Origin of the sequence: Xenorhabdus sp. BG5, assembly GCF_015163665.1 — a bacterium.
In the GTDB taxonomy this organism is placed as follows: Bacteria; Pseudomonadota; Gammaproteobacteria; order Enterobacterales; family Enterobacteriaceae; genus Xenorhabdus.
In genome coordinates this window covers 1-17,403 of the sequence record NZ_JADEUG010000007.1, presented here as the reverse complement: position 1 = coordinate 17,403, position 17,403 = coordinate 1, and the positions used below count along the sequence as shown (strand labels likewise).

Sequence of the window (17,403 nt, the reverse complement as noted above, 5' to 3'; positions counted from 1 at the left end):
AAAATGAAAACCTATCCATTGCAAAGCATGACGATGGCACAAGCGCAACAGCAACAATTCAGGCTGGTTGATATTATCTGTCGTCACTTTCCTGGTGCTGATTTTCTTTCGCAAGGTGATCTGGGCTTGGTCCCAGATCTCCACCAACCACGGATGACTCGACGCATTGAAGCGGTGATTGCGGAGTTTTTTAGTGCTGAGACCGCCGCTTTTGTCAATGGAGCAGGAACGGGCGCATTACGCGCAGGGCTGGCCGCGTTGGTCAGCCCTAATTCAACGTTACTTGTGCATAATGCACCGATTTATCCCACAACCCAGGCATCAATTGAACAAATGGGGCTTCGTGTCGTTCAGGCAGATTTCAACCACACAGAGCAAATTATGGCCGCCATTGAGCAATACCAACCCGCAGCCAGCCTGGTCCAACATACACGCCAGAAAATGTCTGACCGCTACTCCCTGCAAGAGGTTATCAGCACCCTGAATCAATATGACATTCCTTCATTAGTCGATGATAACTACGCGGCGATAAAAGTAGCGCATATCGGTTGTCAATATGGCGCAACCCTGTCCACGTTCTCTTGCTTCAAATTATTGGGACCACAAGGCGTTGGGTTAATTGTAGGAAAGCAGGCAATCATTGATAATCTACGCCACAGTATGTACTCCGGTGGCTGCCAGATACAAGGTTATCAAGCAATGGAAGCCCTACGTGGTATGGTATTCGCGCCGGTTATGCACGCAGTACAGGCCGAAGTGAATAACGAACTGGTGACGCGCTTGAACCAAGGGGAGTTGCCACAGGTAAAACAAGCCGTCCTTGCCAATGCACAATCAAAAGTGTTACTCGTAGAATTTCACGCTCCCATTGCAGAAAGAGTACTCGCCACAGCTCACACACTCGGTGCACTACCTTATCCGGTAGGTGCAGAGTCAAAGTTTGAAATCCCACCCCTGTTTTACCGCATTTCCGGCACCTTCCGTCAGGCAGATCCCACCCTGGAACAACGCATGATCCGCATCAATCCCAACCGTAGCGGTGCAAATACCGTAATGCGCATTTTACGGGAAAGCTGCCAGTTGAAATAAAAAAACGCAGCTTAAATGGTTAATAGCATACATTCAAAAAATATTAGACGTAATTAGATAAATATTACTTGACCTCAAGTTATCTTGAGGTTTTATAGTGTGCTCATTAACCAGGGAAAATAAATAATCAGAATACATATAACCAATGCCTTTCAATTTATTTAAAAAATTGAATAAGGAGAATAATAATGTCATTGGAAATAGTTACTGCCTATCGTAAATCGAATGCACTATTTGCTTTTGTAGATAGTAAAGCACCATTATATTTAAGTACCCAAGATGGTAAAACCGTGGAACAAATTGCTCAGCGATGTCATGTTTATCAAGACAGATTCCATAGGTTATTGAATTATATGCAAACACTTAATGTGTTAACCAAAAAAGAGGATAAATTTTACCTTACTGAACAATGGGCATCACTCAGTGATCCAAACAGCTTTGAAACATTATATATAAAGTTCGAATTAGATCCTGCCTTCTGGAACGCTTGGTCACAATACAGTGCCTCCTTAAGTAAAACGAATAAAAAATCTGCTTTTGAACTTACCCATCATGAGCCATTTTTTGATTATCTCAGTCATGAAAAAAATAAAACTATCAAAACAGTTTTTGATAATTTATTGGCAAAAATGACCGATAAGATGAATGAACATATTATTGAACATATCCCTCTAAATGGCATTTCTTCATTGATTGATATCGGGGGTGGGGTGGGTTCTTTGGCAAAAAGTATAAAAATGCACTATCCACATATCCAATGCCACGTCATGGATCAATATGATTTTATCAGGCAAGAACCAGAAGGGATTACTTTTATCAATGGTAATTTCTTTTCTACTATTCCAGCAGGATATGATGCCTACAGCATAAAAAATGTTTTAGATGATTGGCCAGATAATCAAGCTATTGATATTCTCAAAAACTGCCATAAAGCCATGCGGGAAGATTCCGTTTTATATGTTATCGATATGATTAAAGAGCCAAATGAAGCAGTGTCATTTGATTTATATATAGATACTCTTCTGTTAGGCAAGAAACGATATCAATCAGAATTTGAATTTATGGCAAAACAAGCGAGTCTCTCTATCACAAATATCTACAGCATGAATTTTTCCACGGAAAATGGCAACTACTACATTATCGAAATGAAAAAATGAATTTACACTAAAGTGACTGCTGCGGGGCTGGATTATGGCCCCAACTAAGGCTCATACAAAACCTACAGTTAACTTAAGGCCAATAGATATGGCGAAAGATCAAGATATTGATTTTCATAGAGACTTAACTATCGGAGAGGTATCAAAACGTAGCGGAGTTGCTATATCTGCCCTCCATTTTTATGAATCGAAAGGATTAATCAAAAGTTCACGCAATCAAGGTAACCAACGCCGTTATTCTTCGATTGTATTACGCTATATTGCAATCATTAAAATCGCACAAAGTACAGGTATCTCTCTGAAAGAGATAAAAAAAGCACTAGACCAGTTCCCACCTGATAGTAAATTAACCGCCGAACAATGGCTAACATTTTCCTTACAATTGCAAGATATATTGGCTCTACGCATCAAAAAACTCGTCCGGTTGCGTGATAATTTAGGTCGTTGTATTGGATGTGGATGCCTTTCGTTAGAGGAATGTCCTTTACGTAATCCGAATGATGTTTTTGGACAAGATGGGACTGGCCCAAGAATTTTAGAAAAGGATTAAACACGCTGTTCACTCGCATCTTGAGGAAGTCCTCCCCATTTTGTCGGCAGGCCGCTCCGTTTGGCGAATAAACAGGCCGCTTATCGTGATCTAAAACGAGTTATCTGCGAGCGACATTAGAAGAATTATTCCGAACGTTACAACTCACATATGCTACCGATAAAATTCAGCCTGAATTTAAACTTTAATAAACAGCCTGAGGATTACCGCTGCCCCTTGCCTTTGACAAATACCCTCAGGCTCTTGCTTATCCTAAGCCATAAAATCCCCTTGCTGCCGCTCTACTAAAGTCAGGATGCTATAAAGCGCCACTGGCTGTTGTTCCTGATTCAACACCTGCACATCCCACATCACCACACCATGTGGTTTATCTTCTGGCGTCTTCTGGACTTTCTTAATCTTCTTCTTGCAGGTCAAACGAACTTGAATGGTATCGCCAATCTTGACCGGCTCAATGAAACGCAAATTTTCCATACCATAGTTAGCCAGCACCGGCCCTACCGCACCATCAACGAACAAGCCCGCAGCTGCCGATACGACAAAATAACCATGTGCCACACGCTCGCCAAACAAAGATTCAGCCGCACCGATTTTATCCACGTGGGCGTAAAAATGATCGCCACTCAGACAGGCGAAATTCACAATATCCGCTTCCGTCACCGTCCGGCGAGCAGTCAGTAAACTTTCACCTATTTCAATTTGCTCAAAATATTTGCGGAATGGATGAATCGGTTCTTCTTTCACTTTCGCGCCACGAACCCACTCACGACCAATCGCTGCCAGCATACTTGGACTGCTTTGAATCGCTGTGCGCTGCATATAATGTTTCACGGCACGCAAGCCACCTAACTCTTCGCCGCCACCGGCACGCCCTGGGCCACCATGTACTAACATAGGCAGCGGGGAACCGTGTCCCGTGGATTCCGCAGACGCCGCTTCATCCAACACTAACATTCGGCCATGCGCACAGGCTGTCGCCCGGATCACCTGTACGGCAATCTGCTCATCTGCCGTCACCAATGACCCCGCCAAACTCCCCTGCCCCATCATCGCCAATGCAATCGCCTGTTCGGTATCCTGATACGTCATTAACGTGGCAACCGGCCCAAAGGCTTCCGTGCTGTGTACCACCTGATTGGTCATTGGATCTGCACAGTAGAGTAATGTCGGCGGGTAGAAGGCACCATTACGGTTGCTATCACCTGTCAGCACCAATTTATCCAGTGAACCACCACATAAAACCTCGCAACCACTAGTGCGCAATTCGTTAACTTTCGCCTGCACCTCGTCACACTGTTCCCGATTAATCAACGCCCCCATGCGCACTTCTGGCAACGTAGGATCACCAACAGCCACACCAGACAGCCGCTTAAGTAGCGCTTGTTTAACCGCTTCCATTTGGCTGGCAGGCACAATAACGCGTCGGATAGCCGTACATTTCTGGCCGGCCTTCACCGTCATTTCGCGTACCACTTCTTTGATGAAAACGCCAAACTCCGGCATATCTGGTGTCACATCCTCACCTAAAATGCAGCAGTTAAGCGAATCCGCTTCCATCGTAAAAGGAATGGATTTTTCTATCAGTCGAGGATGGACACGCAACTTCCGTCCCGTTTGTGCCGAGCCGGTAAACGTCACGGCATCCTGATAATCAAGATGATCAAACAAATCACCAATGCCACCACAGATCAATTGCAGTGCCCCTTTCGGCACCAGGCCGCTATCGATGATCATTCTCACCATCGCCTGTGTCAGTTGGGCAGATGCGGTGGCAGGCTTGATAATCGCTGGCATACCTGCCATCCACGTTGGTGCCAATTTTTCCAGCATTCCCCAACAGGGAAAGTTAAACGCATTAATATGCAGTGCAACACCGGGGCGGGAAGTCAGCACATGGCGTGCCACAAACTGGGATTGTTTAGACAGTGGGATCATCTCATCTTCCGGCCACAAGGTATCATCCGGCAATTCTCGCCCTGCTAATCCTGCATACGAGAACAGTGTTGCTACGCCCCCCTCAATATCCACCCAACTATCCGCACGGGTTGCACCTGTTTCCGTGGAAATGGCATACAGTGCTTCTTTGTTGGCGAGCAGGTGTTTTGCAACGGCTTTCATCATCTGCGCACGCTGTTGGAAGGTCATCGCAGCCAGTGCCTTTCCCCCTTTTTCACGGGCGTAGACTAAACTTTCTGCCAATGGCAAACCTTCTGAAGATACCTGATACAAAGCTTCGCCGCTTACTGCATGATGAATGGTTCTGGGATCACCTTGCCCATAAACCCAGGCACCACAAATGTAACTCGTTAACTGTTGCATTTTTTTCTCCACCGATTTAACCAATGAAACAATCATTAAGTCATGTAATTCTATTTATGTATCACATATATGATTGACAAAACCACCCATATAATTAACAAAATACAAACATTTTCACCCAATCACTTGTTAATATTTGTCCCTCCGCTAAATAAAAATAATTAACTAATTGTTTTATAAAAAATTAAAATTAACATTGTGACATGAACAACAAATACACAATTTTTGTGTTTGCTATTTTTGTTATCAGTTTGTAGATTCATGGTTATAAAAAGTGATTCATCTTTATTTCTTATATCAAAAAATAAGAATCATAATGGAGTCGCATATGACAACTGATCCACTTCAGGCGAGCTTTGAGGCAAAAATAGCCGCAGATCTCTCTATTGAGGCCAAAGATTGGATGCCCGAAGCCTATCGCCAAACCCTGATACGCCAGATCGGTCAACACGCACATTCAGAAATTGTCGGCATGTTACCGGAAGCCAATTGGATCACCCGTGCCCCTACCCTGCGGCGCAAGGCCATATTGCTGGCGAAAGTCCAGGATGAAGCCGGGCATGGACTGTATCTCTACAGCGCCGCTGAAACATTGGGCTGTTCCCGTCAGGACATCTACCAAAAGTTGTTAGATGGCAAGATGAAATATTCCTCGATTTTTAACTATCCCACCCTCAGTTGGGCAGATGTTGGCGTGATTGGCTGGTTAGTGGATGGCGCAGCGATTGTCAATCAGGTTGCCTTGTGCCGTGCCTCTTACGGTCCCTACGCTCGCGCGATGGTCAAAATCTGCAAGGAAGAAAGCTTCCACCAGCGGCAAGGTTATGAAGCAGTCACAGTGCTGGCGAATGGCAACGAAGCCCAACGTGCCATGTTACAAGATGCCATTAACCGCTTCTGGTGGCCGACATTGATGATGTTTGGCCCCAATGACAGTGACTCTCCCAACAGCGCCCAAAGCATGGCATGGAAAATCAAGCGATTCAGCAATGATGAACTGCGGCAAAAATTTATCGACAACACCGTCCCCCAGTTGGAAGCTTTGGGTATGACAGCGCCCGATCCTGAGCTGGCTTGGGATGAAGCAACAGGGCATTACCGTTTTGGTGAAATCAATTGGGATGAATTCTATCAAGTGCTGAAAGGGCAGGGGATATGCAACCACGAACGTCTGCAAGCCAAACGCCAGGCCTGGGAAAACGGAAGTTGGGTACGGGAAGCGGCTTCTGTTCACGCCAGAAAAATCGCGGCCAAAAATCGCGCTGCTTAATGCTTTGCGTGACCTGAACAGCATCGGAAGGAGGAGTCAATGAACGATACCGATTGGCCACTGTATGAAGTCTTTGTTCGCAGTAAACAGGGGTTAGCGCACCGTCACGTCGGCAGCCTCCACGCAGCAGACGATCAAATGGCGCTGGAAAATGCACGCGATGCCTACACTCGGCGCAATGAAGGTTGCTCTATCTGGGTGGTGAAGTCCATCTATCTGGTGGCTTCACAACCGGAAGAACGTGGCGCTTTTTTCGAGCCATCGGAGGACAAGATTTACCGTCATCCGACTTTCTACGCCATTCCTGATGGCATCAAGAATATGTAGGGAACCGGAATATGAATATACCCAGCATTTCATCCCCCAATCATTCCCGGTTAAACCACGCTCTGTTCAAATATGTACTTCGTCAGGGAGATACCCCACTGATTCTGGCACAGCGCTTGTGCGAATGGTGTGGACATGCACCAGAACTGGAGATTGACCTCGCCCTGTCCAATATCGGCCTCGACCTATTGGGCCAAGCACGCCATTTCCTCAGTTATGCCGCCACCCTTTCAGGAACAGGGCAGGATGAAGATCATCTGGCGTTTTGGCGTCATGAGCGCGAATTCTGCAATCTGCTGCTGGTGGAACAACCTAATGGCGGCTTTAACGATACTTTGGTACGCCAATTTTTTATTGATGCCTATCATGTCTTACTGCATCAGGCGCTGGGACAAAGCCGTGATCCCCAGTTGGCGGCCATTAGTGCCAAGTCGTTGAAGGAAGTGGAATATCACCTGCGCTTTAGCCGAGGCTGGATGATCAGATTGGGGGATGGAACGACACTGAGTCACGAAAAAATTCAGCAATCGATCAATCAACTGTGGCGCTTTACCGGCGAACTGTTCTATTGCGACGAAATAGAACAGCAACTGGCAGAAGAAGGCATTGCCATTGATCCGCGCACCCTGCATGAACCATGGCTGCACATCATCAACGAAACGTTCACCGAAGCTACGCTAGAAATGCCACAGGAAGCCCCTTACCGGCAAGGAGGAAAACAAGGACTACATACGGAGCATTTGGGATACCTGTTGGCAGAAATGCAATACCTGCAACGTACCTACCCCAACAGCAACTGGTAACAAAACGGATAGAAAACAGAGGGTAATGGGAGGTGATCATGGAACAGCAATACAATACTCGCTTTTACTCAGAGATACAGCCGCCGGAAGTTCATCAAATCTGGCAATGCCTGCACCAAATTGCCGATCCAGAACTTCCTGCTCTCTCTATTACTGATCTCGGCATGATACGGGCCGTCACCCCATTACAAAACGGCTGGCGGGTGACATTTACCCCAACCTATTCCGGCTGTCCTGCGACGGAATACCTGATCGAAACCATTCAGAAAATACTGGCACAAGCCGGCTTCTCTCCCATACATATCGAAGTGAGCCTGCACCCTGCGTGGACCACCGATTGGATAAATGCAGATGCCAAACAACGTTTGCGAGCATCCGGTATTGCTCCGCCTCAAGGATTAGTTTGCGAAAAAACGGCGGATATGGAACCCATCAGCTGCCCGTACTGTGGCAGCCATGCAACAGAAAAAATCAGCGAATTCGGTTCCACTGCCTGCAAAGCGCTCTACCGCTGTCGGGATTGTTGGGAACCATTTGATTATTTCAAATGCATTTAACGAGGACGCACTTAAGAGGAACGTAAGATGTCCACTTTGCATCAAACACGCTCACATGGCTTTCACCGCTTAAGCATTGCCGCCATTGAAAGAGAAACGCCAGATGCTGTAGTCGTTACCCTGCATATTCCCGATGAGCTGAAAAAACAGTTCTATTATCACCCCGGCCAACACCTGACACTCAAGGCGAAAGTGAATAACGAAGAACTACGCCGCTGCTACTCCATCTGTAGCTCACCATTGGATGATGTATTACAAATTGGTGTCAAAGCCATTCACCAAGGCCGCTTTTCGACCTTCATCAACCAACAATTAAAAGTCGGGGATGAGCTGGAAGTTATGCAACCACAAGGCAATTTTGGCCATCACCCCAATCAAGGCCAGCAGGGACATTATCTGGCTATCGCCGCCGGTTCGGGTATTACGCCCATTTTATCGATTATCAAAAGTACGCTGGCATTAGAGCCTAATAGCACTTTTACGCTTATTTATGGCAATCGCACCAGTCGCTCTGTCATGTTCAAAGAAACGCTGGCCGATCTCAAAAATGGCTACCTGAGCCGTTTTCAGGTGCTGTACTTGTTCAGTCAGGAATCCACTGATAGCCCATTATTTAACGGACGTATTGATACTGAACACCTAAACCACATTGGCAAAACCCTGCTCAATTTTACCCAATTTGACCACGCTTTTCTCTGTGGACCCGAAGCCATGTTGGATGAGGCCCATTCTGCGCTGGAGCAAGCGGGGATACCGGTTGAACGCATCCATAGTGAACGTTTCAATACCGGACAAGCCACAGTAAATTCCCGCCCTGCCAATCTTGCAGAACGCAGTGAGACCCGCGTTGAGATCCACCTGGATGGCCGCACCCTCAACATTGCCATGCACGCCGAAGATGACAGCATCCTCGATGCCGCATTACGCCAGGGCGCAGATTTACCCTACGCCTGCAAAGGCGGGGTATGCGCTACCTGTAAATGCCAGCTTAAAGCCGGTGACGTGGATATGAGGGTGAATTACAGCCTCGAACCCGATCAATTGGCTGCCGGTTATATCCTAAGTTGCCAGTCATGGCCGAAAGGCGATGGCGTCGTTGTCGATTTTGATGTCTGAGGAGCCACCATGAATCAGGAATGGATTTTATGTCAGGAGCAGCAAAGGGTACGCATCTTAACCCTAAATCGGCCAGAAGTACGCAATGCCCTCAGTAATGACTGTCTGGAACAACTCGTACAGCAATTGGAACTCGCCGATGCGGATAACGATACAAGCGCCATTGTTATTACGGGATCACAACGCTGTTTTGCCGCAGGTGCCGACCTGAAAGAACTACAGCAACAGAACGTTGCAACAGCCATGACTGATCGCCGTCCACAGCTATGGCAACGTTTAAATAATATCAGTAAGCCTCTGATCGCTGCCGTTAATGGCTACGCACTTGGCGCTGGCTGCGAACTGGCATTGGCTTGTGATTTGGTGATTTGTGGAGAAAACGCCCGCTTTGGCCTGCCAGAAATCACCTTGGGGCTGATGCCAGGGGCGGGGGGAACGCAACGGCTCATCCGCAGCGTCGGCAAGGCATTGGCTTACCAGATGGTATTAACCGGCGAAGCTATCGATGCTCATCGCGCCCTGGAAGCGGGGCTGGTCAGCGAAGTTTGCACTGATGCTCTGACATTAGAACGTGCAGTACAGATTGCACAACGCATCAGTGAATTTTCGCCCTTAGCCCTGCGGGCGGCCAAGGCAGCGCTCAAAACCGCACAAGAAACCAGCCTGTCACAAGGATTACTCGCCGAACGCCAGCACTTTGTTACGTTGGCAGGCACAACCGATCGTCAGGAAGGCATCACCGCCTTTCTGGAAAAACGTAAACCAACCTTTAAGGGGTTCTGATCGATGGAAAACATGTCAACGGTACTGACCGATATACAAGCAGGTGTCCTTAGCATTACTCTCAACCGTCCAGAATGCCTCAATAGTTTTAACGAGGAGCTGCACCAGCAATTAAGTTTGGCAATGGATATTGCTGAACAAGATGAGTCTATACGTTGTGTCCGGCTCACCGGAGCCGGACGCGGTTTCTGTGCTGGACAAGATTTAAATGATCGCAATGCCATCATTTCTGATGGCGATATCCCTGATCTTGGCAAATCCGTTGAACGCTACTACAACCCGCTAATCCGGCGTATGACTTCCCTGCCTAAGCCCATTGTCTGCGCCGTCAACGGTGTAGCGGCGGGTGCCGGTGTCTCCCTTGCCCTGGCCTGTGACATCGTTATCGCCTCCCGTACCGCCAGCTTTATTCAGGCTTTCTGCCGTATTGGCCTGACACCCGATTCTGGCGGTAGCTACTTCCTGCCTCATAAGATTGGGCTGGCGCGAGCGATGGGGATGGCACTATTAGGCGACAAAATCAGCGCCGAACAAGCACTGGATTGGGGCATGATCTGGCAAGTTGTTGAACCTGAAGAATTGGAAGACAAAACCCAGAAACTCGCCCGACACCTTGCTACCCAACCTACCTTAGCCCTTGGCTGCATCAAGCAAGCCACCTATGCAGCCGCAACCAATACGCTGGAACAACAACTTGATCTCGAACGAGATTTACAACGCCTGTGCGGGCATAGCGAAGATTTCCGTGAAGGCGTCAATGCGTTCATTGAAAAACGCCAGCCAACGTTCAAGGGGAAATGATCATGAACACACCTCACCTTCACGGCCCCATAGCCGTTATCGGTGCGGGAACAATGGGCATCGGCATTGCCCAGGTTGCGGCTCAGGCAGGACATTCCGTCCTGCTGTTTGACATCAACGGCGAAGCGGTCAGTCAGGCGCTGGATAATTTACGCACCCGCCTGTATCAACGTGTAGCAGCAGGCAAAGCAGAAGCCAACGCAACAGAAGCCCTGTTACAGCGCATTACTCAGGCAAATTCGTTACATGCGTTAGCACCGTGTGGACTGGTGATTGAAGCCATTATCGAACAACTGGCAGCTAAACAGGATCTCTTCCAGCAACTGGAATCCATCTGTTCACAGCAAACCCTGTTTGCCAGTAATACTTCATCCTTGTCGATTACCGCCATTGCCCGCGTCCTGTCTGCCCCACAGCGCATGGCTGGGTTACACTTTTTCAACCCAGCTCCTCTAATGAAGCTGGTGGAAATCGTGCAAGGTCTGGAAACTTCCCCCCAAACCGTGACAACACTCAAAACCCTCGTGACTGGCTGGAAAAAACAAGCTGTGATTTGCCGTTCTACGCCGGGGTTTATCGTCAATCGCATCGCCCGTCCATTCTACGCTGAAGCCCTGCGTGCACTGGAAGAACAAGTTGCAACTCCCGCTACACTGGATGCCATTCTCAAAGAATCTGGCGGTTTCGCTATGGGGCCATTACAACTGATGGATTTGATCGGCCATGATATTAACTACACCGTGACGGAATCCCTGTTCCATGCCTTCCATTGCGATCCCCGCTTCCAACCTTCGCTGCTACAAAAAGAGCGGGTGGATGCCGATCATCTTGGACGCAAACGCGGTCGTGGTTTTTACGCCTATGACATAAAAGGAAACGGTGGAAAAAAAGAGCCTCAGCCGCAACCCAAACTAGAGCCGAAACACACCAAAGCACAAAAACAACCGATGCGGATCAAGGCGACAGGAAATTGGGTGGCATTGCCGCACTTTGTTGCCCTGTTACAACAACCTAAGTTACAGCAATATGGAATCACCTTCGAAGAAAGCAAAAATGACCGATTCCACTCCCCGACCTTGCAGATTGATGACATTCTCTTGATTCTGACCAAAGGGAGAACCTGCGCCCAGATTGCCGACGAAGTCAGGGCACCCGTGGTGCAATTTGACCTTTCTGTCAATCACCAATCGGCTTCTGTCATTACACTCAGTGCTGCTTGCCAGAATACGCCTCAACAAACCGCAAAGGTGATCGGTTTTCTGCAATCCCTCGGTAAACAAGTCATTCTCTTACCAGACTATCCCGCTTTGTTAACCATGCGTACCGTTGCCATGCTGTGTAACGAAGCACTGGATGCCTTTAATAAAGGCATTGCCAACGCTGAAGATATCGATTTAGCGATGTGCCACGGTGTGAATTATCCCATCGGACCGCTGGCATGGGGTGAACAGTTGGGTTGGAAACATATTCTCAGTACGCTGGAAAACTTGCAGAAGTTTTATGGGGAGCCCCGTTACCGCCCAGCGCCTTTACTGCGCCAACTGGCGGCGGGACATACTCAACTCCCTCTCCAACAGCCCCAAAAACACAAAAGGGGATGACCATGCAAAATAATGCTAACGCAGCTCGCCATCACGTCGAAGCCATGTATGTCCAGGATGCCTGTGCCCAAAATATGGGGATGCAGATTGAACATATTGATATCGGGTTCGCTCGACTCAGCATGAAGATCGTGCCCAATATGCTCAACGGTCATCAAAGTTGTCACGGTGGCATTCTGTTCAGCCTGGCGGATACGGCTTTCGCCTATGCCTGTAACAGCGAAGGGAAAGCCGCCGTCGCTTCCAGTGGCAGCATTGATTTTATCCGTCCGGCATTGGTGGGTGATCAACTGATCGCCACCGCTTCTGTTCGGCATCAGGGCAAAAATACGGGCCTGTATGACGTGGAGATCATCAACCAAAACGGTAAAGTTGTAGCTTTTTTCCGTGGTTACTCCTATCGTCTCAGTCATCCTATTTCTGACAATATGCTGAAAAAGAACCAGCCAAACCGTCAGGGAGAGCAATCATGAACCATGCATTTATCTGTGATGGTATCCGCACACCTATCGGCCGTTATGGTGGTGCGCTATCCAACCTGCGGACTGATGATCTGGCTGCCCTGCCGTTACGGGCATTGATGACGCGTTATCCCGCGTTGGATTGGGAACAAATTGATGACGTGATCCTTGGCTGCGCCAATCAGGCTGGAGAAGATAATCGCAACGTCGCACGTATGGCACTATTGCTGGCAGGGCTACCCAATTCAGTCTCTGGTACGACAGTCAACCGGTTATGTGGCTCAGGCCTCGATGCACTGGCCTTCGCCGCTCGCAGTATTAAATCCGGCGACGCTCAACTGATATTGGCAGGTGGCGTTGAATCGATGACCCGCGCTCCTTTTGTGATGGGCAAAGCAAACAGCGCTTTCAGCCGGCAGGCTGAGATCTTTGATACCACCCTTGGCTGGCGCTTTATTAACCCGCTGATGCAACAGCAATTTGGCACAGATTCCATGCCAGAAACGGCAGAAAATGTCGCCGCCCAGTTTCAAATTAGCCGTGATGACCAGGATGCCTTCGCCCTGCGCAGCCAGCAACGTGCCGCCAGAGCGCAACAACGTGGCCTACTGGCCGAGGAAATCCTCCCTGTTACTCTGCCTCCCGCCAACAGAAAAGGCGTAGCTCCGGTCATTTCACAGGATGAACATCCCCGCCCAGAAACGACGCTCGAACAATTACAGCGGCTCAAAACCCCATTCCGTGCCGGCGGCACCATCACCGCAGGTAACGCTTCCGGTGTCAATGATGGTGCGGCAGCACTGATCATCGCCTCAGAAACGGCAGTCTTACGCCACGGGCTGACACCACGGGCGCGTATCATCGCAACGGCAACATGTGGTGTTGAGCCACGTATCATGGGGATCGGGCCACTGCCTGCGACTCTCAAGGTACTGGAACTCACCGGCTTAACCCTAAATAAAATGGATGTTATTGAACTGAATGAGGCTTTCGCTGCACAAGCACTGGCTGTGATGCGCCAACTGGGTTTACCAGATGATGCAGAACACCTGAACCCGAATGGAGGCGCGATTGCACTGGGGCACCCTCTGGGTATGAGCGGAGCCCGCCTTGCGCTAACTGCCACCCTTGAACTGGAGAGACGTGCCGGACGTTACGCCTTGTGCACCCTGTGCATTGGCGTAGGACAAGGCATCGCCATGATTATTGAACGTGTTTCATAGCCGCTATTTTCACAACGATCATTTTTACAACGATCATTTTTACAACAACAAACTGATACACAGTGACCTGACTTAACCAACATCTGCATATCACTACGTGCACATAACAACAAAAGCAACCTGTTACAAACAAATCAACAAAAGGACAGGAGACTATGAGCAACAACGTACAAAACCTAAAAAAATCCTCTGAACAGCCTCTGGACGCCATTGAATTTGCTTCACGTGATGAGATTCAGGCGTGGCAATTTAACCAGATGAAATGGACCCTCAACCACGCCTACAGCAACGTTCCCATGTACCGCCACAAATTTGATACAGTCGGTGTCCATCCAAGTGATTTCAAGCAACTCAGTGACATCACCAAATTTCCTTACACCACCAAGCAAGATCTGCGGGAGCATTATCCTTTTGATGCCTTCGCCGTCCCAATGGAACAGATAGTTCGCATTCATGCTTCATCCGGTACAACAGGACGCCCAACCGTGGTGGGTTATACCCAACAGGACATCGACAATTGGTCAGCGCTGGTCGCCCGCAGCCTGCGATTTGCCGGAGCAAGTGCCAAAGACAAAGTTCACGTCGCCTACGGTTACGGCCTGTTCACGGGAGGATTGGGAGCGCACTATGGTGCCGAACGACTAGGAGCGACCGTCATTCCGGTATCTGGCGGTAACACCATAAGACAAGCGCAACTGATTGCGGATTTCAAACCTGACATCATTATGATGACACCTTCTTACTGCCTGACTTTACTGGATGAACTGGAGCGCCAGATGGGTGGAGATGCCAGCACATGCTCCTTACGTATTGGTATTTTTGGCGCAGAACCGTGGACAACCACCTTGCGTACTGAAATTGAAACACGTATGGGCATCAAGGCCTTGGACATCTACGGCCTGTCCGAAGTGATGGGGCCAGGCGTTGCCATGGAATCACTGGAATACGCCGACGGCTCTACTATCTGGGAAGATCATTTCTACCCGGAAATCATTGATCCTGACAACCTGAATAACCTGACAGATGGCGAAACCGGAGAACTCCTTCTCACTACCCTGACCAAAGAAGCCATGCCCGTGATCCGCTATCGCACCCGCGATCTGACACGCTTATTGCCCGGTACGGCGCGTAATATGCGTCGCATGGACAGGATCACCGGACGTTCCGATGACATGCTGATTATCCGTGGCATCAATGTCTTTCCATCACAGATAGAAGAACAGATCATGCACATCAAGGAACTCTCACCGCACTACCAATTAGAAGTCAACCACGAAGGCAATCATGACTGCCTGTCAATCAAAGTTGAACTGAAAGAGCCAGATCTGCTGAACCATGAACAACGTTGCAACCTCTGTCATCAATTGCGCCATCATATAAAATCGGTAGTAGGGCTTAACACCGATGTCAGCATTGTCAACTGTGGTGCTATTCCGCGCTCAGAAGGTAAAGCGGTACGGGTAATCGACAACCGACCACGCGAATAACCTTTTGCCACCGCAAGTTAAATGATATGAAACTGCGGTGGCACCCTTTTTTAAGGGTATTTTTCCCAACAGTATGTTGTTCCGACGGGTTTTCTCTCAGCGTATCGATTAAGCTCATCGATACAGTTATGCTAACGTTATGACACACTTTTGAACAAATCACAGAAACTATGGCACACAAACTCGACGATTTTATCCGACACGCCCTCAATTCACACCCTGTCAGCGGAACATCGCTGATCATCTCCTTATATGGGGACGCCCTGAATCACCGTGGCGGTGAAGTTTGGCTTGGCAGTTTGAGCCTCTTGCTGGAACCGATGGGGTTTAGTGATCGTTTCGTAAGAACATCCGTATTCAGGCTGCAAAAAGAGGGGTGGCTTACGGTAGAAAAGCTAGGGCGACGCAGTTATTACCGCATCGCTGAGCGGGGCATGCATCAATTTCGTCATGCAGAAGATAAAATCTATCTCAGTGAGCAGCCAGAATGGGATGGCAAGTGGGATCTGCTGCTACTGGAAGGCACCGCCAAAAACGAGCGTACCCGCCTGAAAAAAGAGCTGGGCTGGCTCGGATTCGCACAATTTAACCGTACCCTGATGGCCGCACCAAGTCATTCCCAAAGAGGCATTCCCTCTCTGTTGGGGGAACTCAACGCCAGCGATTCTGTCATCTATTTCCGTGCTGATTACCCTTACCCGCGTTCGGAACAGAGCCTGAAAGAACTCGTCTCTATCAATTGGTCACTGGAACAGATATCACAGCATTATCACGAATTTATTGTTTCCTTCCGCCCGTTGATGACACTGCTACGGGATTGTCATGAGGCCGACCTGACTCCAGAACGCTGTTTCCAGTTGCGTCTTCTGCTCATCCACTTTTACCGCCGTATCGTTCTGCGCGACCCACTGCTACCTGATGCCCTGCTGCCCGCACAATGGGAAGGGCAAATTGCCCGTAATTTGTGTATAAATATTTATCAACACATTGGCCTTGCTGCGACACGCTACGTCAGTGAACGTTGCGAAACGACCATTGGCCAATTACCTCAACCCACCGCCGCGTATTACCGACGTTTTGGTGGGTTGTACAGTGAAATGGATACCTATTAGGAAGTTTATAAAAGCCCCAAGTTTTTATACGACGTTAATCCTGACATCTTCTTCATCGTTTCGGTTTCGTAATGAGTCGTCGTCATGGCAATTTCTTGACTACGCTGTTGGGGATTGAGGTTTCGGAGCATCAGATCTCTTTCATTCATTTTACGATTTGCCATGACAATTTTAACGCGATGCTCGACTTTCGAGGTGAGTTGAAATGACATAGCCCTGCCTTTATAACCTTAAGTTGCGAAACAAAGAGCAATAAAGGAGCAAAAGGCTATGTCACAGCAGGATTTTATCATTTGGGTATTTTGTTGGGTAGATGAAAATTTAGCAGAATTACAGCAAGGTACACGATTCAGAAGCCGAGGATTTCCACCTAAGTTGAGCGATGCCGAAGCCATCACGATGGAAGTCGTGGGTGAATTTTTAGGATTTTCAACCGATAAAGGCATTTGGGCATACTTTAATAACCACTGGCGCGAGGGGTTTCCGGGGCGGGGTTCACGTGCTAATTTTGCTAAACAAGTTTCGAACCTTTGGGCTGTGAAACAACAACTGCAAGAGAAACTGGCGAGATTATTGGGTGCGTTCGACAGGCCAGTACATATTATTGATGGATTTCCTCTGCCTGTTTGCCTCTTTATGTAGCGGTCAAGAAGTTTCGGACACATTTCTAGCCTCTTCCCACAGTCTTTCATATTCAGCGGGAGAAATTCCCCCATTAAAGCGATGAGGACGGATGTCATTGTAATA

At 48.4% G+C, this 17,403-nt stretch carries 18 protein-coding genes; 16 read left to right on the top strand and 2 right to left on the bottom strand.

The genetic code is table 11. The annotated features are described in order from the left end of the window. Nucleotides 1–3 precede the first annotated feature (3 nt). From IQ209_RS05580 to soxR, 3 genes are all read left to right on the top strand, one after another. On the top strand, nucleotides 4–1,089 hold the full coding sequence (locus IQ209_RS05580; RefSeq protein WP_193849747.1) for an aminotransferase class V-fold PLP-dependent enzyme: 1,086 nt from the start codon (nucleotides 4–6) through the stop codon (nucleotides 1,087–1,089). 188 nt (nucleotides 1,090–1,277) lie between these two features. Next, a complete protein-coding gene (locus tag IQ209_RS05575) occupies nucleotides 1,278–2,246 on the top strand; it encodes a methyltransferase (RefSeq protein WP_193849745.1) in 969 nt (322 codons plus the stop codon). A gap of 88 nt (nucleotides 2,247–2,334) precedes the next feature. Then, nucleotides 2,335–2,796: a redox-sensitive transcriptional activator SoxR gene (gene soxR / locus IQ209_RS05570; protein WP_193849948.1), complete on the top strand. Its 462-nt coding sequence runs from the start codon at nucleotides 2,335–2,337 to the stop codon at nucleotides 2,794–2,796. A 252-nt stretch (nucleotides 2,797–3,048) separates the two neighbouring features. Here soxR and paaZ read toward each other — a convergent pair whose 3' ends face one another. Then, nucleotides 3,049–5,115, bottom strand: coding sequence for a phenylacetic acid degradation bifunctional protein PaaZ (gene paaZ, locus IQ209_RS05565; protein WP_193849743.1), 2,067 nt, complete (start codon nucleotides 5,113–5,115; stop codon nucleotides 3,049–3,051). Nucleotides 5,116–5,443: 328 nt separating this feature from the next. Here paaZ and paaA point away from each other — a divergent pair, with 328 nt between their 5' ends. The 12 genes from paaA (at nucleotide 5,444) to paaX (ending at nucleotide 16,656) form a co-directional block, all read left to right on the top strand. Continuing rightward, nucleotides 5,444–6,385 (top strand): 1,2-phenylacetyl-CoA epoxidase subunit PaaA, encoded by a 942-nt coding sequence (paaA, locus tag IQ209_RS05560; protein ID WP_193849741.1) that lies wholly within the window; start codon nucleotides 5,444–5,446, stop codon nucleotides 6,383–6,385. A 39-nt stretch (nucleotides 6,386–6,424) separates the two neighbouring features. Next, nucleotides 6,425–6,712: a 1,2-phenylacetyl-CoA epoxidase subunit PaaB gene (gene paaB, locus IQ209_RS05555; RefSeq protein ID WP_193849739.1), complete on the top strand. Its 288-nt coding sequence runs from the start codon at nucleotides 6,425–6,427 to the stop codon at nucleotides 6,710–6,712. Between the two features lie 11 nt (nucleotides 6,713–6,723). After that, entirely contained in the window at nucleotides 6,724–7,515 is a 792-nt protein-coding gene (gene paaC, locus IQ209_RS05550; RefSeq protein WP_193849737.1) for a 1,2-phenylacetyl-CoA epoxidase subunit PaaC, read from the top strand. 38 nt (nucleotides 7,516–7,553) lie between these two features. Then, entirely contained in the window at nucleotides 7,554–8,072 is a 519-nt protein-coding gene (gene paaD, locus IQ209_RS05545; RefSeq protein WP_193849735.1) for a 1,2-phenylacetyl-CoA epoxidase subunit PaaD, read from the top strand. Nucleotides 8,073–8,099: 27 nt separating this feature from the next. Next, nucleotides 8,100–9,188 (top strand): 1,2-phenylacetyl-CoA epoxidase subunit PaaE, encoded by a 1,089-nt coding sequence (gene paaE / locus IQ209_RS05540; protein WP_193849733.1) that lies wholly within the window; start codon nucleotides 8,100–8,102, stop codon nucleotides 9,186–9,188. A gap of 9 nt (nucleotides 9,189–9,197) precedes the next feature. Then, nucleotides 9,198–9,971, top strand: a complete 774-nt coding sequence (paaF, locus tag IQ209_RS05535) for a 2,3-dehydroadipyl-CoA hydratase PaaF (protein ID WP_193849731.1) — start codon at nucleotides 9,198–9,200, stop codon at nucleotides 9,969–9,971. A gap of 3 nt (nucleotides 9,972–9,974) precedes the next feature. Next, complete coding sequence (gene paaG, locus IQ209_RS05530; RefSeq protein WP_193849729.1) at nucleotides 9,975–10,772, top strand: 2-(1,2-epoxy-1,2-dihydrophenyl)acetyl-CoA isomerase PaaG; 798 nt, start codon at nucleotides 9,975–9,977, stop codon at nucleotides 10,770–10,772. A gap of 2 nt (nucleotides 10,773–10,774) precedes the next feature. Continuing rightward, nucleotides 10,775–12,373, top strand: coding sequence for a 3-hydroxyacyl-CoA dehydrogenase (locus IQ209_RS05525; protein ID WP_193849727.1), 1,599 nt, complete (start codon nucleotides 10,775–10,777; stop codon nucleotides 12,371–12,373). Beyond that, the gene (paaI, locus tag IQ209_RS05520) at nucleotides 12,370–12,846 is read left to right on the top strand and encodes a hydroxyphenylacetyl-CoA thioesterase PaaI (RefSeq protein ID WP_193849725.1); all 477 of its coding nucleotides are present in this window, start codon (nucleotides 12,370–12,372) and stop codon (nucleotides 12,844–12,846) included. Before IQ209_RS05525 ends, paaI begins: the two co-directional genes overlap by 4 nt. Further along, entirely contained in the window at nucleotides 12,843–14,057 is a 1,215-nt protein-coding gene (pcaF, locus tag IQ209_RS05515; protein WP_193849723.1) for a 3-oxoadipyl-CoA thiolase, read from the top strand. Before paaI ends, pcaF begins: the two co-directional genes overlap by 4 nt. A 155-nt stretch (nucleotides 14,058–14,212) precedes the next feature. Beyond that, entirely contained in the window at nucleotides 14,213–15,544 is a 1,332-nt protein-coding gene (gene paaK / locus IQ209_RS05510) for a phenylacetate--CoA ligase PaaK (RefSeq protein WP_193849721.1), read from the top strand. Nucleotides 15,545–15,714: 170 nt separating this feature from the next. Further along, the gene (gene paaX, locus IQ209_RS05505) at nucleotides 15,715–16,656 is read left to right on the top strand and encodes a phenylacetic acid degradation operon negative regulatory protein PaaX (protein ID WP_193849719.1); all 942 of its coding nucleotides are present in this window, start codon (nucleotides 15,715–15,717) and stop codon (nucleotides 16,654–16,656) included. A gap of 5 nt (nucleotides 16,657–16,661) precedes the next feature. Here the strand turns inward: paaX and IQ209_RS18565 are convergent, their stop codons facing one another. After that, nucleotides 16,662–16,787 carry a hypothetical protein gene (locus IQ209_RS18565; RefSeq protein ID WP_255528757.1) on the bottom strand — a complete coding sequence of 42 codons (126 nt, stop codon included), beginning with the start codon at nucleotides 16,785–16,787 and terminating at the stop codon, nucleotides 16,662–16,664. Nucleotides 16,788–16,926: 139 nt separating this feature from the next. On the opposite strand from IQ209_RS18565, the gene IQ209_RS05500 reads away from it, so the two are divergent. After that, the gene (locus IQ209_RS05500; protein WP_228005739.1) at nucleotides 16,927–17,298 is read left to right on the top strand and encodes a hypothetical protein; all 372 of its coding nucleotides are present in this window, start codon (nucleotides 16,927–16,929) and stop codon (nucleotides 17,296–17,298) included. Nucleotides 17,299–17,403: the final 105 nt, after the last annotated feature.

Bases quoted from the DNA above. Each gene is read 5' to 3' on its own strand.
- soxR (WP_193849948.1), top strand. From the start codon at position 2,335: ATGGCGAAAGATCAAGATATTGATTTTCATAGAGACTTAACTATCGGA.
- IQ209_RS05525 (WP_193849727.1), top strand. From the start codon at position 10,775: ATGAACACACCTCACCTTCACGGCCCCATAGCCGTTATCGGTGCGGGA.
- pcaF (WP_193849723.1), top strand. From the start codon at position 12,843: ATGAACCATGCATTTATCTGTGATGGTATCCGCACACCTATCGGCCGT.
- paaF (WP_193849731.1), top strand. From the start codon at position 9,198: ATGAATCAGGAATGGATTTTATGTCAGGAGCAGCAAAGGGTACGCATC.
- paaE (WP_193849733.1), top strand. From the start codon at position 8,100: ATGTCCACTTTGCATCAAACACGCTCACATGGCTTTCACCGCTTAAGC.
- paaB (WP_193849739.1), top strand. From the start codon at position 6,425: ATGAACGATACCGATTGGCCACTGTATGAAGTCTTTGTTCGCAGTAAA.
- paaC (WP_193849737.1), top strand. From the start codon at position 6,724: ATGAATATACCCAGCATTTCATCCCCCAATCATTCCCGGTTAAACCAC.
- IQ209_RS18565 (WP_255528757.1), bottom strand. From the start codon at position 16,787: ATGCTCCGAAACCTCAATCCCCAACAGCGTAGTCAAGAAATTGCCATG.
- paaX (WP_193849719.1), top strand. From the start codon at position 15,715: ATGGCACACAAACTCGACGATTTTATCCGACACGCCCTCAATTCACAC.
- IQ209_RS05500 (WP_228005739.1), top strand. From the start codon at position 16,927: ATGTCACAGCAGGATTTTATCATTTGGGTATTTTGTTGGGTAGATGAA.
- IQ209_RS05580 (WP_193849747.1), top strand. From the start codon at position 4: ATGAAAACCTATCCATTGCAAAGCATGACGATGGCACAAGCGCAACAG.
- paaD (WP_193849735.1), top strand. From the start codon at position 7,554: ATGGAACAGCAATACAATACTCGCTTTTACTCAGAGATACAGCCGCCG.
- paaZ (WP_193849743.1), bottom strand. From the start codon at position 5,115: ATGCAACAGTTAACGAGTTACATTTGTGGTGCCTGGGTTTATGGGCAA.
- paaI (WP_193849725.1), top strand. From the start codon at position 12,370: ATGACCATGCAAAATAATGCTAACGCAGCTCGCCATCACGTCGAAGCC.
- paaA (WP_193849741.1), top strand. From the start codon at position 5,444: ATGACAACTGATCCACTTCAGGCGAGCTTTGAGGCAAAAATAGCCGCA.
- paaK (WP_193849721.1), top strand. From the start codon at position 14,213: ATGAGCAACAACGTACAAAACCTAAAAAAATCCTCTGAACAGCCTCTG.
- paaG (WP_193849729.1), top strand. From the start codon at position 9,975: ATGGAAAACATGTCAACGGTACTGACCGATATACAAGCAGGTGTCCTT.
- IQ209_RS05575 (WP_193849745.1), top strand. From the start codon at position 1,278: ATGTCATTGGAAATAGTTACTGCCTATCGTAAATCGAATGCACTATTT.